The following is a 20,352-nucleotide window of genomic DNA, read 5'->3' as shown; positions in this document are numbered from 1 at the left end:
CAGGCTGCTGCACCATGAAAACAAAAGTCATACCTTCCTTCGAGGTGGTCACCGCGCTTGCGGGATTCACCGAACCCCTCGTGACCTACATCGACGCGGAAGAGCGCAGCCGCCTGCTGGCGTCGCTGCAGTGCGAGCGTGACGGGGCGCTCGCCTTCTACAACTTCGCCCTGCCGCACGGACTGGAATGCCACGTGAACCTGGCATGCATCCTTTGCGTCAATGTCCTCGACTATTTCGGCGGCACTCTTTTCCCGCAGCCGCCCGCGTGGCCGATCGAGGAAAACGGACGCCAGACCGAAGACCGTGAAATTTCTTCCGAGCCGGTGATCCTGCGCATCTGGACGCCGCTGCAGGGTAAGCCGAAGATTTACCGCAAGGTGGACCACGCTGATTGGCGATCGGTCGAATTCACGCTGCGGGAGACAGACCAGGATTTCGTGGGCTTCGACGACGAGGACGGGGAGCGCGTCCTGATGCCCCTGTCGAAGATCGCGGCCATCGAGGTGTTCGACACTTATTACCTCCACGCGGAGCAGACGGAGCGGTTCCTGCGCTACTACGAGCGCCGTGACAAGGGATCGAGGGTTCGCAATCACGTGACGAGCACATTGCACCTGCCGGTAAAACGTCCGGGCAGGAAAGCCCACGTGACGGAGCCTGCAACCGGAGAGACTTGAGACAAGTCGCCGAGGCACCTGCGGGAATCTCCCCATTTTTCCGCGTTGCGCGTTCGTGTTCTCTTATGACGTGGCGGCCGGAAAAAGGTGCCGCCGAATTTTTGCCATGCCGGACATCGTCGAAACACTGCGCGAATATTACCGCCGCCCCGCGGTGCGCGCGCGCATGCAGGAATTTCTCGGCGGGGACGAAACGGGCGATTTCACCTGCGAATACATCACGGCCGACGGGACGGACACGGCCCTGCGCACACCGCTGCTGCCTTGGGAACTTCCCGCCCAACTGGATGCGGGACGCGATATCTGCCGGTCCTTGGCCGATTGCGAGTCGCTGCTCGCCCACTTGGACATCGAATATGTGAATTTTGATTTTCCGGCGGACGTCTATCTCGACCCCGCGCGCGCCTTCGCACTGCAGGAACCGCTGGAGACATCCGTCAAGCGCGTGCTCGCGCACTACGGAATCGAGGCGCTGCACGTTCTGAGCGGGCGCGGCCATCATTTCGTGTGGCGTGTCTGCCGCACATCCAAGGTTTTCGCCCGGTTGGCGGAGATCGGACGCGCCACGCAGCTGCAGGATTGCTACGTGATGCGCAGGCGCGACGGACTCGATGCACCGTCGATCACCTGCGCCTTCGCCGGGATGGGCCTGCTGATGGAATTCGTCGCTCGGCTCGCAGCCGAGCTTTCCGCGACGGAAAATGTGATTCCCGTGGAAATGACGGCGGTCGAGGTGGCCCCCTCGCAGCGCGGACGCGAGATGATATCCATCGACCTTTCCGAATATGCCGACCCGCTGCCCATGCGAACGGTCCGTGTTCCTTTCAGCGGCTACCTCAAGCCTTGGCAGCAACCGTGGGCGGTGGGTCGCGCAAACCTCCAGCGCATCGGCCCGATCATATTCGTCACGCCCGACGGTGCGGACCTGCGCGAAAGTATCGGCGCCATGCGCGATCCGGATCTCGCCGCCGAAATGGCGCGCGATTCGGAGTGCAGGATCCCCGACCAGACCCCCGGAACCGAGCATCTGTTGCATCACTACTTGGGTTCGGGACTGAGGAAGTTCCACGATTTTTTCCACTCCACAGCGCATGACGATCCGCGCCGCTGGCCGGAGACCTACGATCGCACGCCGCTGCACGAGCTGCCGGCGCCCGCCCGCGAAGCGCTGCGCCACCCCAACGATCTGCTGCTGCGCCCGATCGGCATGAAAAATGTCACGATGGCGCTCTTGCAAAAAAACTGGCATCCCCGGCACATCGCCGGATTGATCCGTTCCAAGTTCGAGCGCGACTACCGCTGGGGAGAAGAATGGAAGGACTATTCGCCGTCCATGCGGGCGGATTACTACACGCGCATCTTCGCGGGGCTGGGCACAACGGTGTCCGTCGAGGCGGAGGAAATTCTCGACTCGGAAAAACACGGCGCACCTGGACGGAAACACCGGTCCGCGGCCGCCGCACCGCACCGCATCCATTCACTGGCGGAAGGAGCCGCCGCCCGATGAACTGGCCGATCGGATTGTCCACGGGATGCTTCCACCAGACGCGTCTGGTCGATTGCCTCGAGACCATCCGCGAGAGCGGCTTCAGCATGATCGAGGTCGTGTTTGCACCCGAGCACCTGAATTACCGCGAAATGAAGGACGTGCGCGAGGCCGCGTTGCACATCGAGGCGCTCGGGATGGAGGCATATTCGTTCCATGCGCCGTTCGCCGACGACATCGACATTTCCTCGCCGGATCTCGCGCGGAGGGAATACGCGACAGACGAGATCCTGCGGGCCGTCGAGGCGGCTGCGGTGCTCGGTGTCCACTATGTCGTGATCCATCCGGGGCCCGAACATACCGACATCCCGTCGCGCGACGAGCGCGTGGTTCGCATCGAAAACGTGGCTGCTGTTTTGAACCGCGTCGCCGCCCGCTGCACGGAACTCGGCATCCGCTGCGCGCTCGAAAACAAGTTGCCGCACCTGCTTTTCGGCAGCCCGAGCGACTTGCTTTGGATCCTGGCGGCGCTCGAAACAAACGAGGTCGGCGCCTGCCTCGACACCGGACACGCTTTCCTCTCGGGCGACCTTTACGCGCTCGTTTACAAAATGGCGCCCTACCTGCGCTTGCTCCATGTCCACGACAACAAAGGCCATGCCGACGATCACCTCGCGCCCGGCGATGGCAGGATCGATTGGACGGCGCTGTTCAAGGAACTTGCGGCGGTGAGATTCCACGGCGCGCTGATGCTGGAAATCAGCGGCGCCGGCGATGCGGCATCCGTGATGGCGCGCGCTCGACGCGGACGCTCCTACCTGCGCGGCCGCGCGCGGAGACTCACGCTGTCCGCACCAACGACCGTGCCGCATGTGTAGAAACTATCCACCGCCCTTTGCAGCTTCGTGGTGCGAAATCACGCGATAGGCATGTCCGCCAGCGACGGATTCCACAAGGTCGTAGCTGCGCACGTTCCAACGCACGCGCTGCAGTGCCGCCGCTGAACGGACGGGATGCATTCCCCGCGCCCTGCGGGCGAGCGTGAGGTGCGGACAAAATTCCCCGGAGGACGACGGCACACCGACGCCCGCAAGACAGCGCGCGGCAAGTCGGTGCAAACGCAGAAGCTCCCGCGGAACCGGATCCGGCACCAAGGCCACAGTGCCGCGGCGCAATACCTCCATGCGGTTCAAGCACAGCTCGAACGGTTCAAATCCGCCGGGCATGGTGCGAACCAGTTCCTCGATGCGATCCTCGGGAAACAAGCCGATGAAGTGGAGCGTGAGGTGAAATTTCTCCGGCGACACAAGCCGTGCAGTCTCCGGCCAGGGGCACGAGGAAACGTAGTCCACGAGCGCGTCACGCGCCCCGGCATCGGGCCAAAGCGCGAGAAACAGCCGTGCATTCCGCGCGTGGACATGCGGTGCCGCCGTAGACTCCCCCGCGAACGGCTGGGGCTTTCCCCCCATGGCATCAGACCCGCGCATATTGTCGAATGGCGTCATGAAAACCAACCTTTCGCAAACGGCCGTTCCGGCCAAGCCTGCGGAAGTCCCGCGTGGCACCAGTGGCATCCGCGATCCGGTGATGAAACAGGCGATCGCGCAGGAGGAGCGCCGGATCTCGCATCATAGCGGCAAGTCGATCAAACGACCCGCACGCATAGGCCGCAGCATGGATGCATAGCGAAAAAAACTTCGGCTGGATGAAAGGCAACATCGATTAATTGCAAGTCACCGCCGAGGACGCCCTGCCGGATGAAACCGGCGGGGCGTTGTTTTTTCAGCGGAGGATGTTGACAGCGCGGTAGGCGAGGCCGCCCCCGCAGCGTTGGCAGCGCGGTTGCAGCTCTGCACCGCCGAAGAAAGCTTCCGCGATTCTCGCGCAGGAGCGGCAGGGACGACGCTTTTTACCGTGGGCCACAAGGTAAGTTCCGGGAATACCGGTCGAGGGATCGAGGCGGAGCCAGATCATCTCGCAGGCGCTGCATTCGACGGCACCGCCATCGGGCTCGACCGTCAGGCAGCCAGGCAAGAACGCCGATGCCAGCAAGAGCAACAGCAGCTTTTTCACGGAAGAAAAAAGGTGGGCCACCCCGCCCCCACAAGCAGGGTGGCCCCGTGCAAACGCGGCTCCGTATTGCGAATGCAAGGGAACCGCGCGCCCATGCACAATCAGTCCGGCACGATCACGGTGTCGATGACGTGAAGCACGCCGTTGGAAGCATCGATATCCGCGGCGATGACCTTCGCATCGCCGTAGCAAACAACCCCTTTGTCCGAGGAGATCCGGACCTTGCCGCCCTCCTCGGTCCGGTATTTGCCGGCCTTGAAATTCGAAGCCGGATGTTTTCCTCCGAGCAGGTGAAGCTTTATCGTGCGCGCCAACTTCTTCTTGTTCTCCGGCTTGAGCAGATCCTCCAGCGCACCTGCCGGCAGTTTTGCGAAGGCTGCATTGTCCGGAGCGAAAACGGTGAACGGGCCCCGGGACTTCAGCAGCGGCTCGAGGTCCGCGGCACGCAACGCGGACGAAAACGTGGTCAGGTTGCGGTCGGCCCTGACGCGCTCCGCGAGGTCCGGTCCCGCCGGCGGTGCGGGCGGCATTTCCCCCTGTGCCGTGGTCAGTTCCGCAAGGGCGAGAATTCCGAAGGCGGCGCACACGATGCACACGATGGTGATGATGAAGTGTTTCATGGCAGTGGTTCGGTTTGATGGCGCCACTTTGATCCGGCGTTCCATGCGGAACCATGGGGTGTTTCCCCGGGGCATGAGCCTTCTCTCCTGCATACGCCGCATGATCGGAACGCTCGCACACCGCGTTTGCGGACTACGCCCCATGGGATCCGCGGCGTGTTGCGGAAATCGTGGTGGCAATGAAAAGCCATCTGCTTCCATGGGCGCTGGCCGCGATGCTCGTCGCGGGTTGCGCCTCGCCCGCGGACAACGCAGTCGTTGCGCCTTACCGCGCGCCGCGCGACGCGCACAACGTGCAATACAGCGGCGGGGTCAATCACCGGCAAATGGCCCACCTGCAGCGGACGGTCTTCCCGCGATTGACGCCGGAAGAACGCACGCTCGTGCGCAAGGTGAACCGCGAAGTGAACGAGGACATTGTTTATCTCACCGACCTGGACAACTACGGCATCTGGGACCGTCAGGTGACCGAGCCCGACGTCCGCAAGCCCGCAGTGTTCGGAATGCCCCGCAAACGATACGGCGACTGCGAAGATTACGCGCTGACCAAAAAACACCGCCTCGTGAAAAGAGGCATCGACCAGACCCGGCTTTTCTGTGCGACCGCGCTGATCAGACTGCAGGGGCAGACATGGCGCCACACGGTGCTCGCTGTTCCCGAAGGCAATGATTGGTGGGTGTTGAACAACTGGGACAACATCATCGACCGCGCCAGCGGTCTCGAGCGGACTTGGGGCTGGCATTTCATCTGGCCGGATTTCGGATCCTACCGCTCGGCACGCGACCCCAGCGGCAATCTCCTGACCGGGAATTCCGGCCGGATGCACGGGGAGAAGTTCGCCAGCGCAGGAGGTTGGCGATACGCCTCCTCTCCCGCCAGGCGATGAACGCCAGCAGCGCGAGGGCGCCGGAGCGCACCGGCGCTTCGGGAATGGGAGTCAGGGCGCCGTCGGGCCCTGTCAACACAGCCCCCGTGACCCCTTGGTCGGCAAAACGAATCTGCGCGAGCTGCGCGGTGCTGAGCCCGCCCGCGCCGAAGAGCAATCGCGCCGCGCTTCCCTCGTCGCCGGCAACCCCGCGCCAATTTGTGATTGTCAGCACCGCTCCCTCCTCCCAGGCGATGGCCGAGCTGTCCGCGAAGCTCAAGGAACGCTGCGCGAAGCCGGCACCGAGATCGATCGTGGAGCTTGCACTGAGAGTGAGTGTTCCCAGCGTCTCCGCAAAGCCGGCCGTGGCGGTCCCCGCGAGAAAAGTTCCGCCGTTGAGGATAAGGCCGGTGCCGTTGCCGAGTTGATCCGAAGCGCCGAGACGAAGCTCCGCGCCTGCATCGATGCGCACACTCGAAGCGGAACCAAGTGCCGGACCGTTGGCTGATGCCAGAAGCAGCGCTCCTCCCGCGACGACAACCGGCCCTCCGATCGCGTTGGACGCCGACAATTCGAACATGCCGCGCCCGGTTTTGGTAAAACCGTTCGTCCCGTCGAGCTTTGTGGAGAGGAGAACACGCGCTCCGGCATGCACAACATTCACCTCACCAGCTGTGGCAAAGTGCACACTCATCGTCCGGCTCGGACCGTCGGACAACGCCAACGTGCTGGTCTCGCCGGCATTGACGAGCAATTTTCCTCCGGTGCCGTTGAGCATGAGCATTCCGCCCGCACTGACCGAACTGTTGTTGATGATGCGGTCGGGCCCCGAGAGCAACTCGATGCATCCTATTTCCTGGGTGTTGCCGCGCCCGTCGTTGAGGTTGATGCCGATGACGGAGGCTGAGCCGTTTGTAGCGAAGGCCGCGATAGCTGCCGCGCCGGGTCCGGAGGCGGGCGCGGCTGGCGACCAGTGGTTGCCGTTTCTCCAAGCGTCACCGCTGCCTCCCGAGCCGCCGGTCCAGAGGTAAACGGTCTGCGATCGCGCCGGCGTCAGGAACAGAGCGAGCGCCCAAGCCGCAGCCACACATGCTGCAAGTCCGTGATTTTTCACGGGCACACGGTGCGGAGCCACGCGTCATGCCGATATCGGGTGTAAGCCTCCCGGCAAAAGACCCCAGAAGACGCCGCACCTGGGGCATTGACCCCATACACACGGCGGCACCGGGCTGCTCAAATACCACCGGACAAATGAGAGCAAACAGCGCCAAACAAACCGCCTATTCGGAGCTTGATACTTCGACGAAGCGGGCGCCAAGGAACGGGGGCAACCCATGAATATTCTCGTCACAGGAGGTGCGGGATTCATCGGTTCGCATGTTGCGGAATTTCATCTCGGCCGCGGCGACAGCGTTTCGGTCGTCGATGACTTGACCACGGGCAGCGAAGCAAATGTCGCCATTTTCCGGGACAACGCGCGCTATCGCTTCGCGCAAGCCGACATCCTGACTTGGCCCGACCTGGACAAAGAAGTCGCGGCGGCCGACCGCATTTACCACATGGCCGCCGTGGTCGGCATGTTCCGCGTTCTCAAAGAGCCGGTTCGCGTCACCGAAGTGAACGTCTGCGGCACGGAGCGCCTGCTGCGGGCCGCCGCAAGGGCCGGCCACAAACCGCAAACTGTCATCGCGTCGAGTTCGTCGGTTTACGGCCATTGCCAAACCACGGAGCTTCGGGAAGACGCGGAGCTTGTCTTCGTGCCGCACAAGGGAGGACTCACCGGGTATGCCCTGGGAAAACTGATGAACGAAGTGCAGGCCCGCGCCTACCGCCGGCAGCACGAATTGCCGGTTGTCATAGCGCGCCTGTTCAACGCCGTCGGCCCGCGCCAGACGGGAAACTACGGCTTTGTTCTCCCGCGCTTCGTCAAGCAGGCGCTGGCCGGCAAACCGTTGACGGTTTTCGGCGACGGGACGCAAACCCGGTCGTTCTGCGACGTGCGGGACACGGTCGCCGCGCTCGACATGCTCGCGGGAAATCCGGCCGACTGGGGAGAGCCGGTCAACGTGGGCAACACGCGTGAGATCAGCATTCTCGATCTGGCAGAAATGGTGATCGAACGCGCGGGCAGCAGCTCCAAGATCGAATTCATTCCGTTCGACCGTGCCTACGGGGAGCACTTCGAACACATCACCCAGCGACGCCCGGTGGAGGAAAAACTCGAAAGCCTCACGGGATTCCACCCGAAATGGTCTTTGGAAAAGACGGTGGACGACTTGATCGCGCGCAACCGCAACCAGCCGGCTTCGGAGGAACGACTTTCATGAACCCACGCCATATCACCATCATCCCGATCGCCGCGCTGTTCCTGCACGCGCTGCATGCCGCGGAGATCGAACGCCCGACAGACCAGGACCTCATCCGTCAGCAGCGGACGGAAGTCGAAGAACCCGCCGAACCGTTCAAGCACTGGACCATCGTGCCGATGTATAGCTACGGGCCGTTCAACAACGACCGGTCGGCCTGGCAGGAGGAACTGATCCAGATCTTCTACCAGCACAACCCGCAGTTCATGGTCGGTGCGGAGATCGACATCATGCAGCGCCCGCCTTCGGGCACGGACATCCTCTACAGCGGCCTCGCTTCCTGGTATCCCGTGAAATACCTCGAACTGCACACCAAGCTGTCTTTTTGCCCCGACCCGCAGTTCGCTCCCAACCAGATTTACAATGGCGGCTTCGAATACTGGATCGCGCCGCGCCTCGTCGCGCTCTTCGATTACACGCAATACAACTTCTCGAGCGTCGCGCCTCTCGGGACCGGGTCCCTCGAGCAGATCCGTCCGGGGCTGACCTATTATTTCAACGACGATATCTGGCTCACGTTCCGTTACGCGCACGGATGGGGGTTCGGCGAAAACCAATACAACTACTACGGCGGGTCGCTGAATATCGCGAACATGCCCGGCGGCGGAAAACTCACGGTCGGCTTCGCCTACGGCACCGACCCCGACATCGATTTCGGAACGGCCGACCCGAGCCTTTCGAACGCCTACATAGGCACGCTCTTTTACCAGCAGCCGATCACCAAGGACTTCAGCATCATCGCCGGCACGCAATACATCTACCGCCTGAAGGAAAACAACACGGGCCAGCTCTACCAGCAATGGGTCCCGACGATAGGAGCCGTATGGAAATTCTAGGTCCAACATTCCTCGAAATCGCCCTGCGCGTCGCGCTCGTGCTCGCCGCACTGAGCATTGCCGCCCTGCTTGCCATCGTCGCCGTCAGGCTCGGGGCGGGCAGAAAAATCAAACACGCGTCCCGCTTCCGCCACATTTCGGAACCCGTGGTCACCAGTTACCTCGCAGGCCGCACGGCCAAGGACGAGGCCGCGGCACAAATGCGCAAGGATCCGGAGGAAGCTCTCGCGCTTCTGATGGAACTCTCCGACCGCCTCGAACCCAGGGATCGCACGCGTCTTCACCCGTTGTTCGCGGGACTGCCGCAGCTGGAATCGGAGAAAGCCGCACTCACGCACCGCCGCTGGGAGATCCGCCTGCGGGCCGCCGAACGCCTCGGATACTTCGGGGACAAGAGCGTGGCACCCGCGCTGCTGGACGCCCTGCACGACGATGTTCTTGCCGTGCGGTTCGCCGCCGCGCGCTCCCTCGCCGGCCTCGGTGACCCCGCACACGTCGAACCGGTGCTTCTGGCCTTCGATGTGCCGGGCGAAATGAACCAGCGGCGCGTCGCCGAGATCGTGCGCGACTTCGGTCCGGAGACAGCGGGCGCCTTGCTCGAAATTTTGCGCGGCAACGGGGAAAAATATTCCGACAGTGTCCTCAATACCGCGGTGCGGGTCCTCGGGATGCTGCGCGCCCGCGAGGCCGTCGGCCCCGTGGCCTCGCTACTCAAGAGTCCGGAATTCCGCGTGCGCCTCAATGCGGTGAGGACACTGGGACTGCTCGGCGACCGCACAGTCATCCCGGACATCGCCGCCCTTGCCAACGACCCGTCCTGGGAAGTCCGCAACATGGTGGTGCAGGCACTCGGCAAACTGCGGGCCTCGCAATGCATCCCCGCGCTCACCGCGGCTCTGGCCGACGGGGCGTGGTGGGTCCGTTACTCCGCGGCCTCGGCCCTCCATTCGCTCGGCGACCACGGACTCGACGCCCTGCGCGACGCCATGAACAAATCAACCGACCGCTACGCCCGCGACATCAGCCGTCAAATGCTCGAGGAGCAGCGCGTTCTTGAAACCAAGGAGGCCCGGCCATGATGTGCTTCATCCATACCCTGATCTGGATCATTTTCATCTACTTCATCGCGCTGCACGCGATCTACCTAGTGCTCGTGCTGCTCGGGGCCGCGCAGATACGTCGCTACGGACGCGCGATCACCTTCGCGGAATTCGAACGCATCGCGAAATCGGAGCTGTCGATGCCGGTCTCCATTGTCATACCCGCGCACAACGAGGAGTCGATCATCGTCAACACGGTGGAAAACGCCCTCAAGCTCAACTATCCGCAACACGAGGTGGTCGTGGTGGACGACGGATCGACCGACGGGACGGTGGAGGCGCTGGTGCGCCGCTTTACGATGCACCGCGTGGACAAATACGGATCGAAGCGGATCCCGACCGAGCGGATTCTCGGCGTTTACGAGTCGGCCGAACATCCCAATCTGGTTGTGGTCGCCAAGGAGAACGGCCGGCGCGCCGACGCCATCAACGCGGCCGTTCCCATGACGCGCTACCCGCTGCTGTGCATCATCGACGCGGACTGCGTCATAGAACCGGACGGCTTGCTGCACATGGCGCGACCGTTCCTTGTCGATTCGCGCCTTTCCGCTTCGGCCGGAGTCGTCCGTCCGTCCAACGGTCTCACCCTGGAAAACGGCGTCATCGTCGGGCGCGGGCTGCCGCAGACGCTCCTCGGATTGAACCAGGAAGTCGAATACGCGCGCAGCTTCCAGTGGGCGCGCACGGGCTTGAGCCGGCTGCAGAGCATGCTGTGCATTTCCGGTGCGCTGCTTCTCATCAAAAGGCAGGTTTACGAGGCGGTCGGAGGCCCTTGGCCCAAGGCGATCACCGATGACATCGAGTTTGCCATCCGGATAAACCGCCACATTTACGACCGGCGCAACAAGCAGCAGCAACGTTTGGCCTACGCCCCGGATGCGGTTTCCTACACGGAGGTGCCTGAGCAATATCTGCTCTACGCGTCGCAGCGCAACCGCTGGCAGCGCGGCACATTGCAGGCGCTCTTCCGCAACTGGAGGATGATCCTGAACCCCCGCTACGGGATGACCGGCCTCTTCGGCATGCCTTTCTTCATCGTTTTCGAGGCGCTCGCCCCCGTCGTGGAAATCGCCGCTTACATCCTGGCGATCACTCTTCTTGTCGCCGGTCTGGCCACGTTGAAGGAAGTCGCCATCTTCTTTTTCCTCGCCTACATCACCGGCATTTTCCTCACGCTGCTCGCGGTGCTCATCACCGAAACCACGCGCCTGCGCGCGGCTTCGTGGAAGGATTTCTGGAAGATGATCGCCGCGATCTTCCTCGACAATCTCGGCTTCCACCAATTCCGACTGGTGAACTCCGTGCTCGGAACGATCGAATACATTTTCCTGCGCCGCCGGGACCTTGGCGCGCAGATGAAACGCATCACACCGCAGACGAGACCCGCATGATCCCCAAGCCGGAAAACGCCCGCTACGAAGTCGCCGTGGTGGGACTCGGCTACGTGGGAATCCCCCTCGCGCTCGCTTTTGCCCGCGCGGGTTGCCGCACACTGGGACTCGACTCGGATGCGGGGCGCGTCCTTGAACTTCAGCAGGGCCACTCCCCCCTGACGCACCTCGCCTCGGAAAGAATCGCCAGGGCCGCGGCGGACGGACACCTCGAGTTCACCGGAGACAACACGCGCTTGAGCGAATCGCAGGCCGTCATCATCTGCGTCCCGACGCCCCTGCGGAAACATCAGGACCCGGACCTTTCGCATATCCTTGCCGCCGGCGGCGAGATCGGCCCGCACTTGCGCAAAGGCATGCTCGTTTCGCTCGAATCCAGCACCTACCCCGGCACCACGCGCGAGGAACTCCGCGCCGTTTTGGAGAAGGCCTCCGGCCTCGAAGCCGGACGGGATTTTGCCCTCGTGTTTTCCCCCGAGCGGGAAGATCCGGGCAACAGCAAAAGCGTGCTGGGCGACATGCCCAAAGTGATCGGCGGCCTGACCCCGGCCTGCCTCGAACGCGGTCTCGAGCTTTACGGTCGCGTCGTGAAGCAAATGATCCCGGTGAGCAACTGCGATACGGCCGAGGCGGTCAAGCTCACGGAGAATATTTTCCGCTTCGCCAACATCGCACTTGTCAACGAACTCAAGCGCATCTTCGGCCTCATGGGCATCGACATTTGGGAGGTGATTGAAGCCGCCAAGACCAAACCCTTCGGCTACATGCCTTTCTACCCCGGGCCGGGCGTCGGCGGACATTGCATCCCTATCGACCCTTATTACCTCACGTGGAAGGTGCGCGAATACAACACCGACACACGCTTCATCGAACTGGCGGGGCAAATCAACCGCTCGATGCCCTACTACGTCGTCAACCATCTGCTCGAAGCGATGAACGCGGCGGGCCGCTCGCTCCGCGGCACCCGTGTCCTGGTGCTCGGGGTGGCCTACAAGCCGGGCGTTTCCGACGACCGCGAATCGCCGGCCTACGCGATCATGGACCTCCTCCGCGGCAAAGGCGCCGATGTGCAATATTACGATCCCCATGTGCCGCGCATCGCTCCCGGTCACAACCATTGGGCGGGACGCCATTCGATACCATGGAGCGAACACGAACTGCGCGGATTCGACGCCGCCGTCGTCTGCACCGCACATCGCGATGTCGATTACGCCAAACTTGCGGGAACCGTCCCCCTCATCGTCGATGCATGCAATGTCGTGCCCAAGGACAAGAAGGCGCGCGTGGTCGCGGCTTGAAACGCTGGTCGTCCGCGCTGCATTCGCGCTATGCCTTTCCATGCCCGCACATTCTCGCGCGGAGGAATACTTCGAGGACTTCGACGAGCACGGAAAGCCGGATGGAACCCCGGCGATGACATGGCGATACCAAGCGGACCTGTCGCCGGTTTCCGGATGGAATGATCTCATCCCCGGCGACGGCTTCGCTTACCTGACCGCCGAGAGGGAATTTCTCAAAAAACGCCCGTGCAACTTCACCGCATGGCCCTTCCAGACGCTTTCGTTCGGACCGGTCCGCAGCAACCACCGCATCAGCATGCGCGCAAAAAACACGGCGATTCCCGGGGTGGCGTGCATTCTTTTCACCTACCGCGAAGAACCCGAAGTGGACGAGATCGACATCGAGATGGTGGCCGATGACACCGAAGGCGCGGAAGCCGGGCATCCCACCGGCACCGTGGGAGGATGGACCGATATCCGCCTCAACACGTGGGCCAACGCGAGCGGGACCGACCTGAACCCGAAGCACACCATACGCATGCCGGTCACCGACGCCGACGGGCGCCGCGTTTCCCACCGCGACGGGCGCTTCCATATTTACACCATCGAATGGAAGCCCGAGGCCGTGCGTTTCTACGTCGACGGGGTGCTGCAGCAGACAATCGACGACGTCGTTCCCGACCACCCTGCGGAAGTGATCTTCGGCATGCGCCAGATGCCGTGGGCCGGACAGGCGGATTGGGACGACTCCCAGACGATGCTTGTGGATTGGATTTGCATCGAACCGGTATCGGGCGCTCCCGCAAGTCCTTGAGCAGGGCCCAAACCGCGCAGAGGCACAGCGGCGCGGATCAGGCCGCTTCGAGCGCGCGATCGCGTCCGGCTTGTTTGGCCGCATAAAGCGCGGCATCGGCCCGCTCCACCAATCTCTCCGCGGTATCGCCGCCCGAGGCCAAAGCGGAGCACGCACCCGCCGAGATGGTGACGTGCGATGCAGCGCCGGGACTGCCGTGTTCGATGCCAAGCGACCGGACGGCTGCAACCAATTCGCGCGCAACATGGATGGCGCCAGCCTGGTCGGTCCCGGGCAGAATGACCGCAAACTCCTCCCCTCCCCACCGGCAAACGAGATCCCCGGCACGAACGCAGCGTTCGCGAAGAGCGCGCGCCACGGACTTGAGACATTCGTCGCCGGCAGCGTGACCGCGGCTGTCGTTGAATTTTTTGAAGTGATCGATGTCGATCATCAGAACGGCGAGCGCATGTTGCTCGCGCATTGCGCGGTCCCACTCGGAGGCCAGCGCCTGGTCGAAACGCCGGCGATTAGCCAGTCCGGTCAGCGGATCCGTAAGGACCAGCTCCGATATCTTCTCCGTTTCGGCCCGCTCTTGGGCGTGTTTCGAAAGGGCGACTTCGACTGCGACTTTAAGTTCGCGAGCGTGGAAAGGCTTGACGATGTAGCCGTATGGGGAAACGGAAAGTGCGCGAGCGAGCGTGGCATCGTCCGAGTGCGCGGTGAGAAAAATGAGCGCCGTGTCGTTGGTTTCGTAAATGCGGCGTGCCGCGTCCACCCCATCACCACCGTCCCCGAGGCGGATATCCATGAGCACGAGCTGCGGTTTCTCGCGTGCCGCGACTTCGACCGCAGCATCCGCCGTATCGACAATGCCGCACACCTCGTAACCCAAGTTGCGAAGCTCGGCAGCCAGATCCATGGCCGTGATGGCCTCGTCTTCCACGACGAGGATGCGCGGGCATGGGGGCTGGCATCCGGTGCTCATTGTTCCCAAAGAATCGTCGTGCCCAGACCGGGACCGGCGGACACCTCGCGGCGCGCCTTGATCTGCCTGGCCAAACCCTCGATGAGCTGCAGCCCGACGCCGGCACGTTCGGTGCTCGCCGGTTGCATTCCGGGGCCGTCGTCACCGACAAACAGCCGGCAAGTCCCGTCCTTGTTGCCGAGCCGCACGGTCAACGTGCCCTCGCTACGGTCGCGGAAGGCGTGCTTCAACGAGTTGAGGACAAGCTCGCTTGCGATGAGCGACAGCGGCACAGCTTTGTCCAATTCAACCTCCACCGGCTGCAGTTGAAGGTCCACATGCACCTCGGCACCGGCCGGACGGTTGGAGGACGTGATCAACGCGACCATTTCTCGCAAATAATCGGCGAAGTCGATCCCGGCATACTTGCCCGTGGAGTAAAGGCGGTCATGGATGAGGGACATGGCTCTTATGCGCTCGCGGCACTCGAGGAAAACGTCGCGCTGGTCATCTTTAAGCTGCGAGGATTGGATGCTGAGCAGACTCGAAATGACCTGCATGTTGTTCTTAACGCGGTGGTGGATTTCCTTGAGGAGAGTCTCGGACTCGAAACGCAAGCGCTGCTGCTTCTCGAGTTCCCGGCGCTCGGTCACGTCGCGGATGAATGCGCAATAGCGGCGTTCCGAGCCCTCGGGCATGGCCCACATGACAAGCTCCCCCTGGAATTGCGTGCCATCGGCGCAGCGGAAAGTGAACTCGCGCGGCTGGCCGGGCCGCTCGAGTTCGGTCGGAACGTGGTCACGCAAACCGGAGTCGTGCCCGTCCTCGCCGCGGAGCATGACAAGGTCGTCGATTTGCCGCCCGACCGCATCGGCGACCGGGGCGCGAAACGCTTCCGCCGCGTGCTGATTCCACTCGGTGACCGTTCCATCCTCTGCAACCTCGATGAAGGCCTCGGTCGCCGTGTCGACAATGAGGCGGAAGCGGTCTTGTTCGCGGACCAGCGACTGACGCGTCGCGGAGCGTTCGACATCGAGCCGCATCGCGTGAATGAGCGCCGCGCAGGAAGCCGCCATAGGCGCCAGCTCGCGCACAAACTCGTCGTCGTAACCCCCGGGCCTGTTCGCCACACCGACCAAGCCGACGAGGTTGCCGCCGTAGTGGATGGGCAGACCGAGAAAGGCGTGCATTGCCGGGTGGCCTTGGGGAAGGCCGCCGCGCCGCGGGTCGGTCGCGGGACGGTTCGCGATCACCGGCTCGCCCGTGGTCAGGGCCGCGCCGAAAAGCGTGTGCAGGTTGCGGAAAATGAAACCTGTCGCCTTGCTTTCCTCATACAACTTTCTCGTAGCCTCGTTCCAAGCAATGTTTGTGATGGCATGCGTCTTCAGGAAAGGCGCACCGTTCTCGTCGTAGAGCACTTCGCCGATGAACCCGTATTCGCTGCGCGTGTATTCGAGAATGTCGGTGAGCAGACGGTCGAACATTTGATTGGTGGGCCCGCCCGTGATGAAAGATTCCTGGCTGCGACGGACAATGTCTCCCAACCGCGCGGCGGCTTCCAACCTGTGGGTCCGCGCTTTCGCTTCGCCCAGATCTCGGATGATCCCGAGGTAACCGAACGGCTGGCCGGCCTCGTCCCGCAACACCGACATGGTCAGAAGTATGGGGATGCGCCGTCCGTCCTTGGCAATATACGTCCACTCCACCGTGTCCGCCGCTTGGTCGCGCAGCGGACGTAGAAAGACATCGAGGCCGCTGACCTTCTCGCCGTAGTGCGCGGAAAGCTCGGCGGCTCGTTCAGCAACTTCACCAGGGTCGTGGAACGAAACGGGCGAAACTTTCCCGATAACCTCGTCGGCGCTGTAGCCGAGCATTTGTTCCGCCGCCGGATTGAAAGTGAGGATGGTCGAATCGAGATCCGTGGAAATGATGGCAGCGCCGGCGTTCTCGATGATCGCCCGGGTGAGGGCTGTCTCGGCCGAGAGCTTGCGGCGGAGTTCGTCTTGCAAGCGCGTCGATTTGCGCAGCTCGACCAACCTCATGATCTGCCGCCCCAAGGCCTTGAGGGCGGCGCGCTGCGCATCCGTGAGTTGGCGCGGCTTGCGGTCGATCACGCAGAGCGTGCCCACGTTGTGGTTGTCCAAGGTCTTGAGCGGCACCCCGGCGTAGAAACGCAGGTGCAGATCGCCGGTGACAACTGGATTGTCTTTGAAGCGCTCGTCGGCCGCGGCGTCTACCACCTCGAAAATTTCGTCGCCGAGAATGGCATGGGCGCAGAGGGCGATGTCGCGGGGCGTCTCCGGAATATCAAGGCCGACCCGGCTCTTGAACCACTGGCGGTCCTTGTCCACGAGCGAAATGAGCGCAATGGGCGTCTCGCAGATGAAAGAAGCAAGCAGCGTGATGTCGTCGAATTCCTGCTCCGCAGGCGTATCAAGCAGGTGCAGATCCTGGAGCGCACGCTGTCGGGCCAATTCATCGGACGGCAACGGGGCAGACTTCATCCGTGAACGCTAGCCGCGGTGCCTTGCCCCGGCAAACTGCAAAAGACGTGATTACCGAATCGGAAACTTGCGGAGGCGCCGAATCGGGCCGATCTTACCGGACAAATGAATCACGCCTCGCAGCCTGCATCCGCACTTGAGGCGAAAGCACGCATCACGGAGGCGCTGGAAAAAGCATGGGTGCGCGGGTCGGCGGAAAGCAGCCCTTTGACCGTGGCCGTCGTTTCTTTTGACACGCCGGAAACCCAGGTCGGAGTGCAGATCCTGCAGCGAGCGCTGCAAGTCCACTGCGCGCGGTCCAGAGACATCGTGCTGCGCCGTTCGAGCGATGAATTCGTCGCCATTCTGCCCGATACGCCCCCGCCCGGCGCAAGGCGTGTCGGGGAGCAGATCGTGGAGGCCATGCGGGCGGCGGACGACAATCACACGCACCGCGTCTCGGTCGGCTTGGCTGTGGCTGTTCCGGACGAGCATCGCGCCGCGGCAGACTTGATGCGCAGGGCGGAAAGCGCCCTCCAAGCTGCGCGCAACAACGGCGGGGACCGGTGTGTGGGCGGGATCGCCGCGGGAACAAACACCGCCCCCGCTCCGAAGGGTCTCATTGACCGTTTGCGCGAGTTGTTTCCCAAAAAGGAGGATCCGGAACGCAAGCGCCGGACGGATTAGAACCTATCGCAAAACCTCGCGTGGTGGCGCAGAGTCAGGTCCTGAGGTAGGCAAGAAGTCCCTGCTTCCCGCCTTCTCGCCCGAAACCGCTTTCCTTGTAGCCGCCGAAAGGGCTGGCTGGATCGAACTTGTTGTAGGTCTCGGCCCAAACCACCCCGGCACGCAGCTGCGTGGCGAGTTTGAAAGCTTTGCTGCCCTTGTCGGTCCAAACTCCCGCGCTCAAGCCGTAAGATGTGTTGTTCGCACGCTCCAGCGCTTCTTCCGGTGTGCGGAAGGTCATCACGCTGAGGACGGGTCCGAAAATCTCTTCCTGCGCGATGCGATGAGAATCGGTCACGCCGGTGAAAAAGCCCGGCGCGCAGAAAAAACCTTTCGACGGGAGTTTGCACGGCGGCTGGTAAAGTTCGGCACCTTCCTTTTGTCCGCTCTCGACCAACTCGCGGATCCTGCCGAGTTGCTCGCGGCTGTTGATCGCGCCGATGTCGGTGTTTTTGTCGAGCGGATCGCCGACACGCAACGTTGCGAGACGGTTGCGCAGGCGGCGGATGACCGGCTCGACGATGCTTTCCTGCACGAACAAGCGCGAACCCGCGCAGCAAACGTGGCCTTGGTTGAAATAGATCCCCTGAATGACACCCTCGACGGCCTGGTCGATGGGCGCGTCCTCGCAAATGATGTTCGCCGCCTTGCCGCCCAACTCGAGCGTCAGCTTCTTGCGCGTTCCGGCCACGGACTTGGCGATGATTTTCCCGACTTCGGTCGAGCCTGTGAAGGCGAGCTTGTCGATGTCCGGATGATTGACGATGGCCGCGCCGGTGTCGCCGAAACCGGTGACGATATTCACCACGCCCCCGGGCAAATCGGCTTCTGCGAGGATCTCCGCAAGATGCATGGCGGTGACCGATGTCGTTTCGGCCGGTTTGAGCACACAGGTGTTGCCGCAAGCCAGAGCGGGCGCGAGCTTCCATGCGGCCATGAGCAGCGGGAAATTCCACGGGATGATCTGGCCGGCCACTCCGAGCGGGCGCGGCTTGCGACCGGGGAACGCATAGTCGAGCTTGTCGGCCCAGCCCGCATGGTAGAAGAAGTGCGCGGCGACAAGCGGCAAGTCGATGTTGCGGCTCTCGCGGATGGTTTTGCCGCCGTCGAGCGATTCGAGGACGGCGAGATCGCGGATTTTTTCCTGCAGGAGGCGCGCGATGCGAAAGAGATATTTGCCGCGTTCGCGTCCGGGCATCTTGCCCCACGTTTTTTCGTACGCCCGGCGCGCGGCCTTGACCGCCTTGTCCACGTCGGCCGCGGTGCCTTGGGCGATCTCTGCATGCTGCTTTTCCGTGGCCGGATTGATCGACGGGAAATATTTGCCCGAGGACGGTTTGACGAATTTGCCGCCAATGAAGAGTTCGTAACGCGGCTTGATCGTGATGTCGGTGTGAACTTCGGGCGCGGGCGAGTAGTTCCAGCGCTCGTTGAAGCGCAGATGGCGGTCGCGAACCGGAACGGGTGCGGCGTGGGCGGGCGCTGTGATGGACGCCGTGCGGGTGACGAGTTTCTTCGTTTTTTTGCTCATGGCAGGGAGAAGTAGTCGCCGCTTTGGTAGCGTCCGTCGACGGACTTGGCGATCTGGAGAAGGATGTCATTGGCCAGCGTGCTGGCGCCGAGGCGGAAGAGATCGGGCGTGAGCCAGTCGTCACCGAGGGTTTCGTTGACCATGACCAGATATTGCAGGGCCTGCTTGGCCGTGCGGATTCCGCCGGCCGGCTTCATGCCGATGCGCACGCCGGTGGCGAAGAAAAATTCGCGGATGGCATCAAGCATGACCAGTGTGACAGGCAACGTGGCCGCCGGACTGACCTTGCCGGTCGACGTCTTGATGAAATCCCCGCCCGCTTGCATGGCAATCATGCTCGCGGCGCGCACATTGTCGTAGGTGACGAGTTCGCCCGTCTCGAGGATGACCTTGAGGTGGACGTCACCGCAGAGCTGTTTCACTGCGGCGATCTCATCATGGACCTTGGCATATTCGCCACGGAGGAAAGCGGCGCGATCGATGACCATGTCGATTTCGTCGGCGCCGGCATTGAGCGCGACGCGCGTATCCTCAAGTTTGGTTTTCATCGAGGACTGTCCGCTCGGAAAATAAGTGGCCACCGCGGCGACTTTGACATTCGAGCCGCGGAGGAAAGCTTTGGCCGCCGGAACGAGGTTCGGATAAACGCAGACCGCGGCGACGGGGCCGACTTTGTAGCGGTCGGGCGCGGGATGCATGGCTTTGTGGCAAATGGTCATCACCTTCCCCGGCGTGTCGCGCCCCTCCAGCGTGGTGAGGTCGAGCATGGAGAAAACCATGCGCAGACCTTGCAGCTTCGATTCGGTCTTGATGCTGCGTTTGGTGAAAGTGGCCGCGCGTTCTTCGACCATAATCTGGTCGACCCGCCCGAAGGACGGTGATTGGCGCGTCATGGGGAACAGGGCGCTCACGAGAACCGGAAGATATCGCGCAGCACTTGGAACCACAAGAAAAGCATTCCGCGCCAGGAATAGCGTCCGTGCTCTTCCCCTTCCCGCTGGAGAAGCCCCTCGCGGAGGTTGTGCTGCATCTGGGATTCCATGTCGCGCTCGACGCACACACGGACCGAATCGGGATCGACCGCCTGCAAAGTCGTGCGCTCCACTCCCCGGCCGGCGAGGAACTTTTCATGCCCGGCAAGCAGCGCTTCGAAC

Annotated in this window: 16 protein-coding genes; 9 read left to right on the top strand and 7 right to left on the bottom strand. The window is 62.7% G+C overall.

Going from position 1 to position 20,352, the window contains the following annotated elements; genetic code table 11:
- The first annotated feature begins 14 nt into the window (after positions 1-14).
- Both FGM15_08920 and FGM15_08915 read left to right on the top strand, forming a co-directional pair.
- Positions 15-680: a hypothetical protein gene (locus tag FGM15_08920; protein MBU3665978.1), complete on the top strand. Its 666-nt coding sequence runs from the start codon at positions 15-17 to the stop codon at positions 678-680.
- Positions 681-1,991: 1,311 nt separating this feature from the next.
- Positions 1,992-3,044 (top strand): sugar phosphate isomerase/epimerase, encoded by a 1,053-nt coding sequence (locus FGM15_08915; protein MBU3665977.1) that lies wholly within the window; start codon positions 1,992-1,994, stop codon positions 3,042-3,044.
- Between the two features lie 3 nt (positions 3,045-3,047).
- Here FGM15_08915 and thpR read toward each other — a convergent pair whose 3' ends face one another.
- From thpR to FGM15_08900, 3 genes are all read right to left on the bottom strand, one after another.
- On the bottom strand, positions 3,048-3,740 hold the full coding sequence (thpR, locus tag FGM15_08910; GenBank protein MBU3665976.1) for an RNA 2',3'-cyclic phosphodiesterase: 693 nt from the start codon (positions 3,738-3,740) through the stop codon (positions 3,048-3,050).
- Between the two features lie 208 nt (positions 3,741-3,948).
- Positions 3,949-4,239: a hypothetical protein gene (locus tag FGM15_08905; protein MBU3665975.1), complete on the bottom strand. Its 291-nt coding sequence runs from the start codon at positions 4,237-4,239 to the stop codon at positions 3,949-3,951.
- A gap of 101 nt (positions 4,240-4,340) precedes the next feature.
- Positions 4,341-5,060, bottom strand: coding sequence for a fasciclin domain-containing protein (locus tag FGM15_08900; protein ID MBU3665974.1), 720 nt, complete (start codon positions 5,058-5,060; stop codon positions 4,341-4,343).
- On the opposite strand from FGM15_08900, the gene FGM15_08895 reads away from it, so the two are divergent.
- The 6 genes from FGM15_08895 (at position 5,039) to FGM15_08870 (ending at position 13,512) form a co-directional block, all read left to right on the top strand.
- Complete coding sequence (locus tag FGM15_08895) at positions 5,039-5,746, top strand: hypothetical protein (GenBank protein ID MBU3665973.1); 708 nt, start codon at positions 5,039-5,041, stop codon at positions 5,744-5,746. The genes FGM15_08900 and FGM15_08895 overlap by 22 nt on opposite strands.
- A 1,313-nt stretch (positions 5,747-7,059) precedes the next feature.
- Positions 7,060-8,052 carry an NAD-dependent epimerase/dehydratase family protein gene (locus FGM15_08890; GenBank protein MBU3665972.1) on the top strand — a complete coding sequence of 331 codons (993 nt, stop codon included), beginning with the start codon at positions 7,060-7,062 and terminating at the stop codon, positions 8,050-8,052.
- Between the two features lie 574 nt (positions 8,053-8,626).
- On the top strand, positions 8,627-10,006 hold the full coding sequence (locus tag FGM15_08885; GenBank protein ID MBU3665971.1) for a HEAT repeat domain-containing protein: 1,380 nt from the start codon (positions 8,627-8,629) through the stop codon (positions 10,004-10,006).
- A complete protein-coding gene (locus FGM15_08880; GenBank protein MBU3665970.1) occupies positions 10,003-11,418 on the top strand; it encodes a glycosyltransferase family 2 protein in 1,416 nt (471 codons plus the stop codon). The genes FGM15_08885 and FGM15_08880 overlap by 4 nt, the downstream gene beginning before the upstream one ends.
- Positions 11,415-12,716: a nucleotide sugar dehydrogenase gene (locus FGM15_08875; protein MBU3665969.1), complete on the top strand. Its 1,302-nt coding sequence runs from the start codon at positions 11,415-11,417 to the stop codon at positions 12,714-12,716. Before FGM15_08880 ends, FGM15_08875 begins: the two co-directional genes overlap by 4 nt.
- Positions 12,619-13,512, top strand: a complete 894-nt coding sequence (locus FGM15_08870; GenBank protein MBU3665968.1) for a glycoside hydrolase family 16 protein — start codon at positions 12,619-12,621, stop codon at positions 13,510-13,512. The genes FGM15_08875 and FGM15_08870 overlap by 98 nt, the downstream gene beginning before the upstream one ends.
- Before the next feature lie 37 nt (positions 13,513-13,549).
- Here FGM15_08870 and FGM15_08865 read toward each other — a convergent pair whose 3' ends face one another.
- Together FGM15_08865 and FGM15_08860 are read right to left on the bottom strand one after the other, a co-directional pair.
- A complete protein-coding gene (locus FGM15_08865) occupies positions 13,550-14,479 on the bottom strand; it encodes a diguanylate cyclase (protein MBU3665967.1) in 930 nt (309 codons plus the stop codon).
- Positions 14,476-16,962, bottom strand: coding sequence for a PAS domain S-box protein (locus FGM15_08860; GenBank protein MBU3665966.1), 2,487 nt, complete (start codon positions 16,960-16,962; stop codon positions 14,476-14,478). Before FGM15_08860 ends, FGM15_08865 begins: the two co-directional genes overlap by 4 nt.
- A 105-nt stretch (positions 16,963-17,067) precedes the next feature.
- Here FGM15_08860 and FGM15_08855 point away from each other — a divergent pair, with 105 nt between their 5' ends.
- Positions 17,068-17,628 carry a diguanylate cyclase gene (locus tag FGM15_08855; protein ID MBU3665965.1) on the top strand — a complete coding sequence of 187 codons (561 nt, stop codon included), beginning with the start codon at positions 17,068-17,070 and terminating at the stop codon, positions 17,626-17,628.
- 34 nt (positions 17,629-17,662) lie between these two features.
- On the opposite strand, the gene FGM15_08850 is transcribed toward FGM15_08855, so the two are convergent.
- Together FGM15_08850 and deoC are read right to left on the bottom strand one after the other, a co-directional pair.
- On the bottom strand, positions 17,663-19,198 hold the full coding sequence (locus tag FGM15_08850; GenBank protein ID MBU3665964.1) for an aldehyde dehydrogenase family protein: 1,536 nt from the start codon (positions 19,196-19,198) through the stop codon (positions 17,663-17,665).
- Positions 19,195-20,091 carry a deoxyribose-phosphate aldolase gene (gene deoC, locus FGM15_08845; GenBank protein MBU3665963.1) on the bottom strand — a complete coding sequence of 299 codons (897 nt, stop codon included), beginning with the start codon at positions 20,089-20,091 and terminating at the stop codon, positions 19,195-19,197. The genes FGM15_08850 and deoC overlap by 4 nt, the downstream gene beginning before the upstream one ends.
- Positions 20,092-20,352: the final 261 nt, after the last annotated feature.

The organism is Chthoniobacterales bacterium, assembly GCA_018883245.1.
Classification (GTDB): Bacteria; Verrucomicrobiota; Verrucomicrobiia; order Chthoniobacterales; family JACTMZ01; genus JACTMZ01.
The sequence above is the reverse complement of the archived record's forward strand: the minus strand, read 5'-3'. Positions and strand labels throughout refer to the sequence as shown.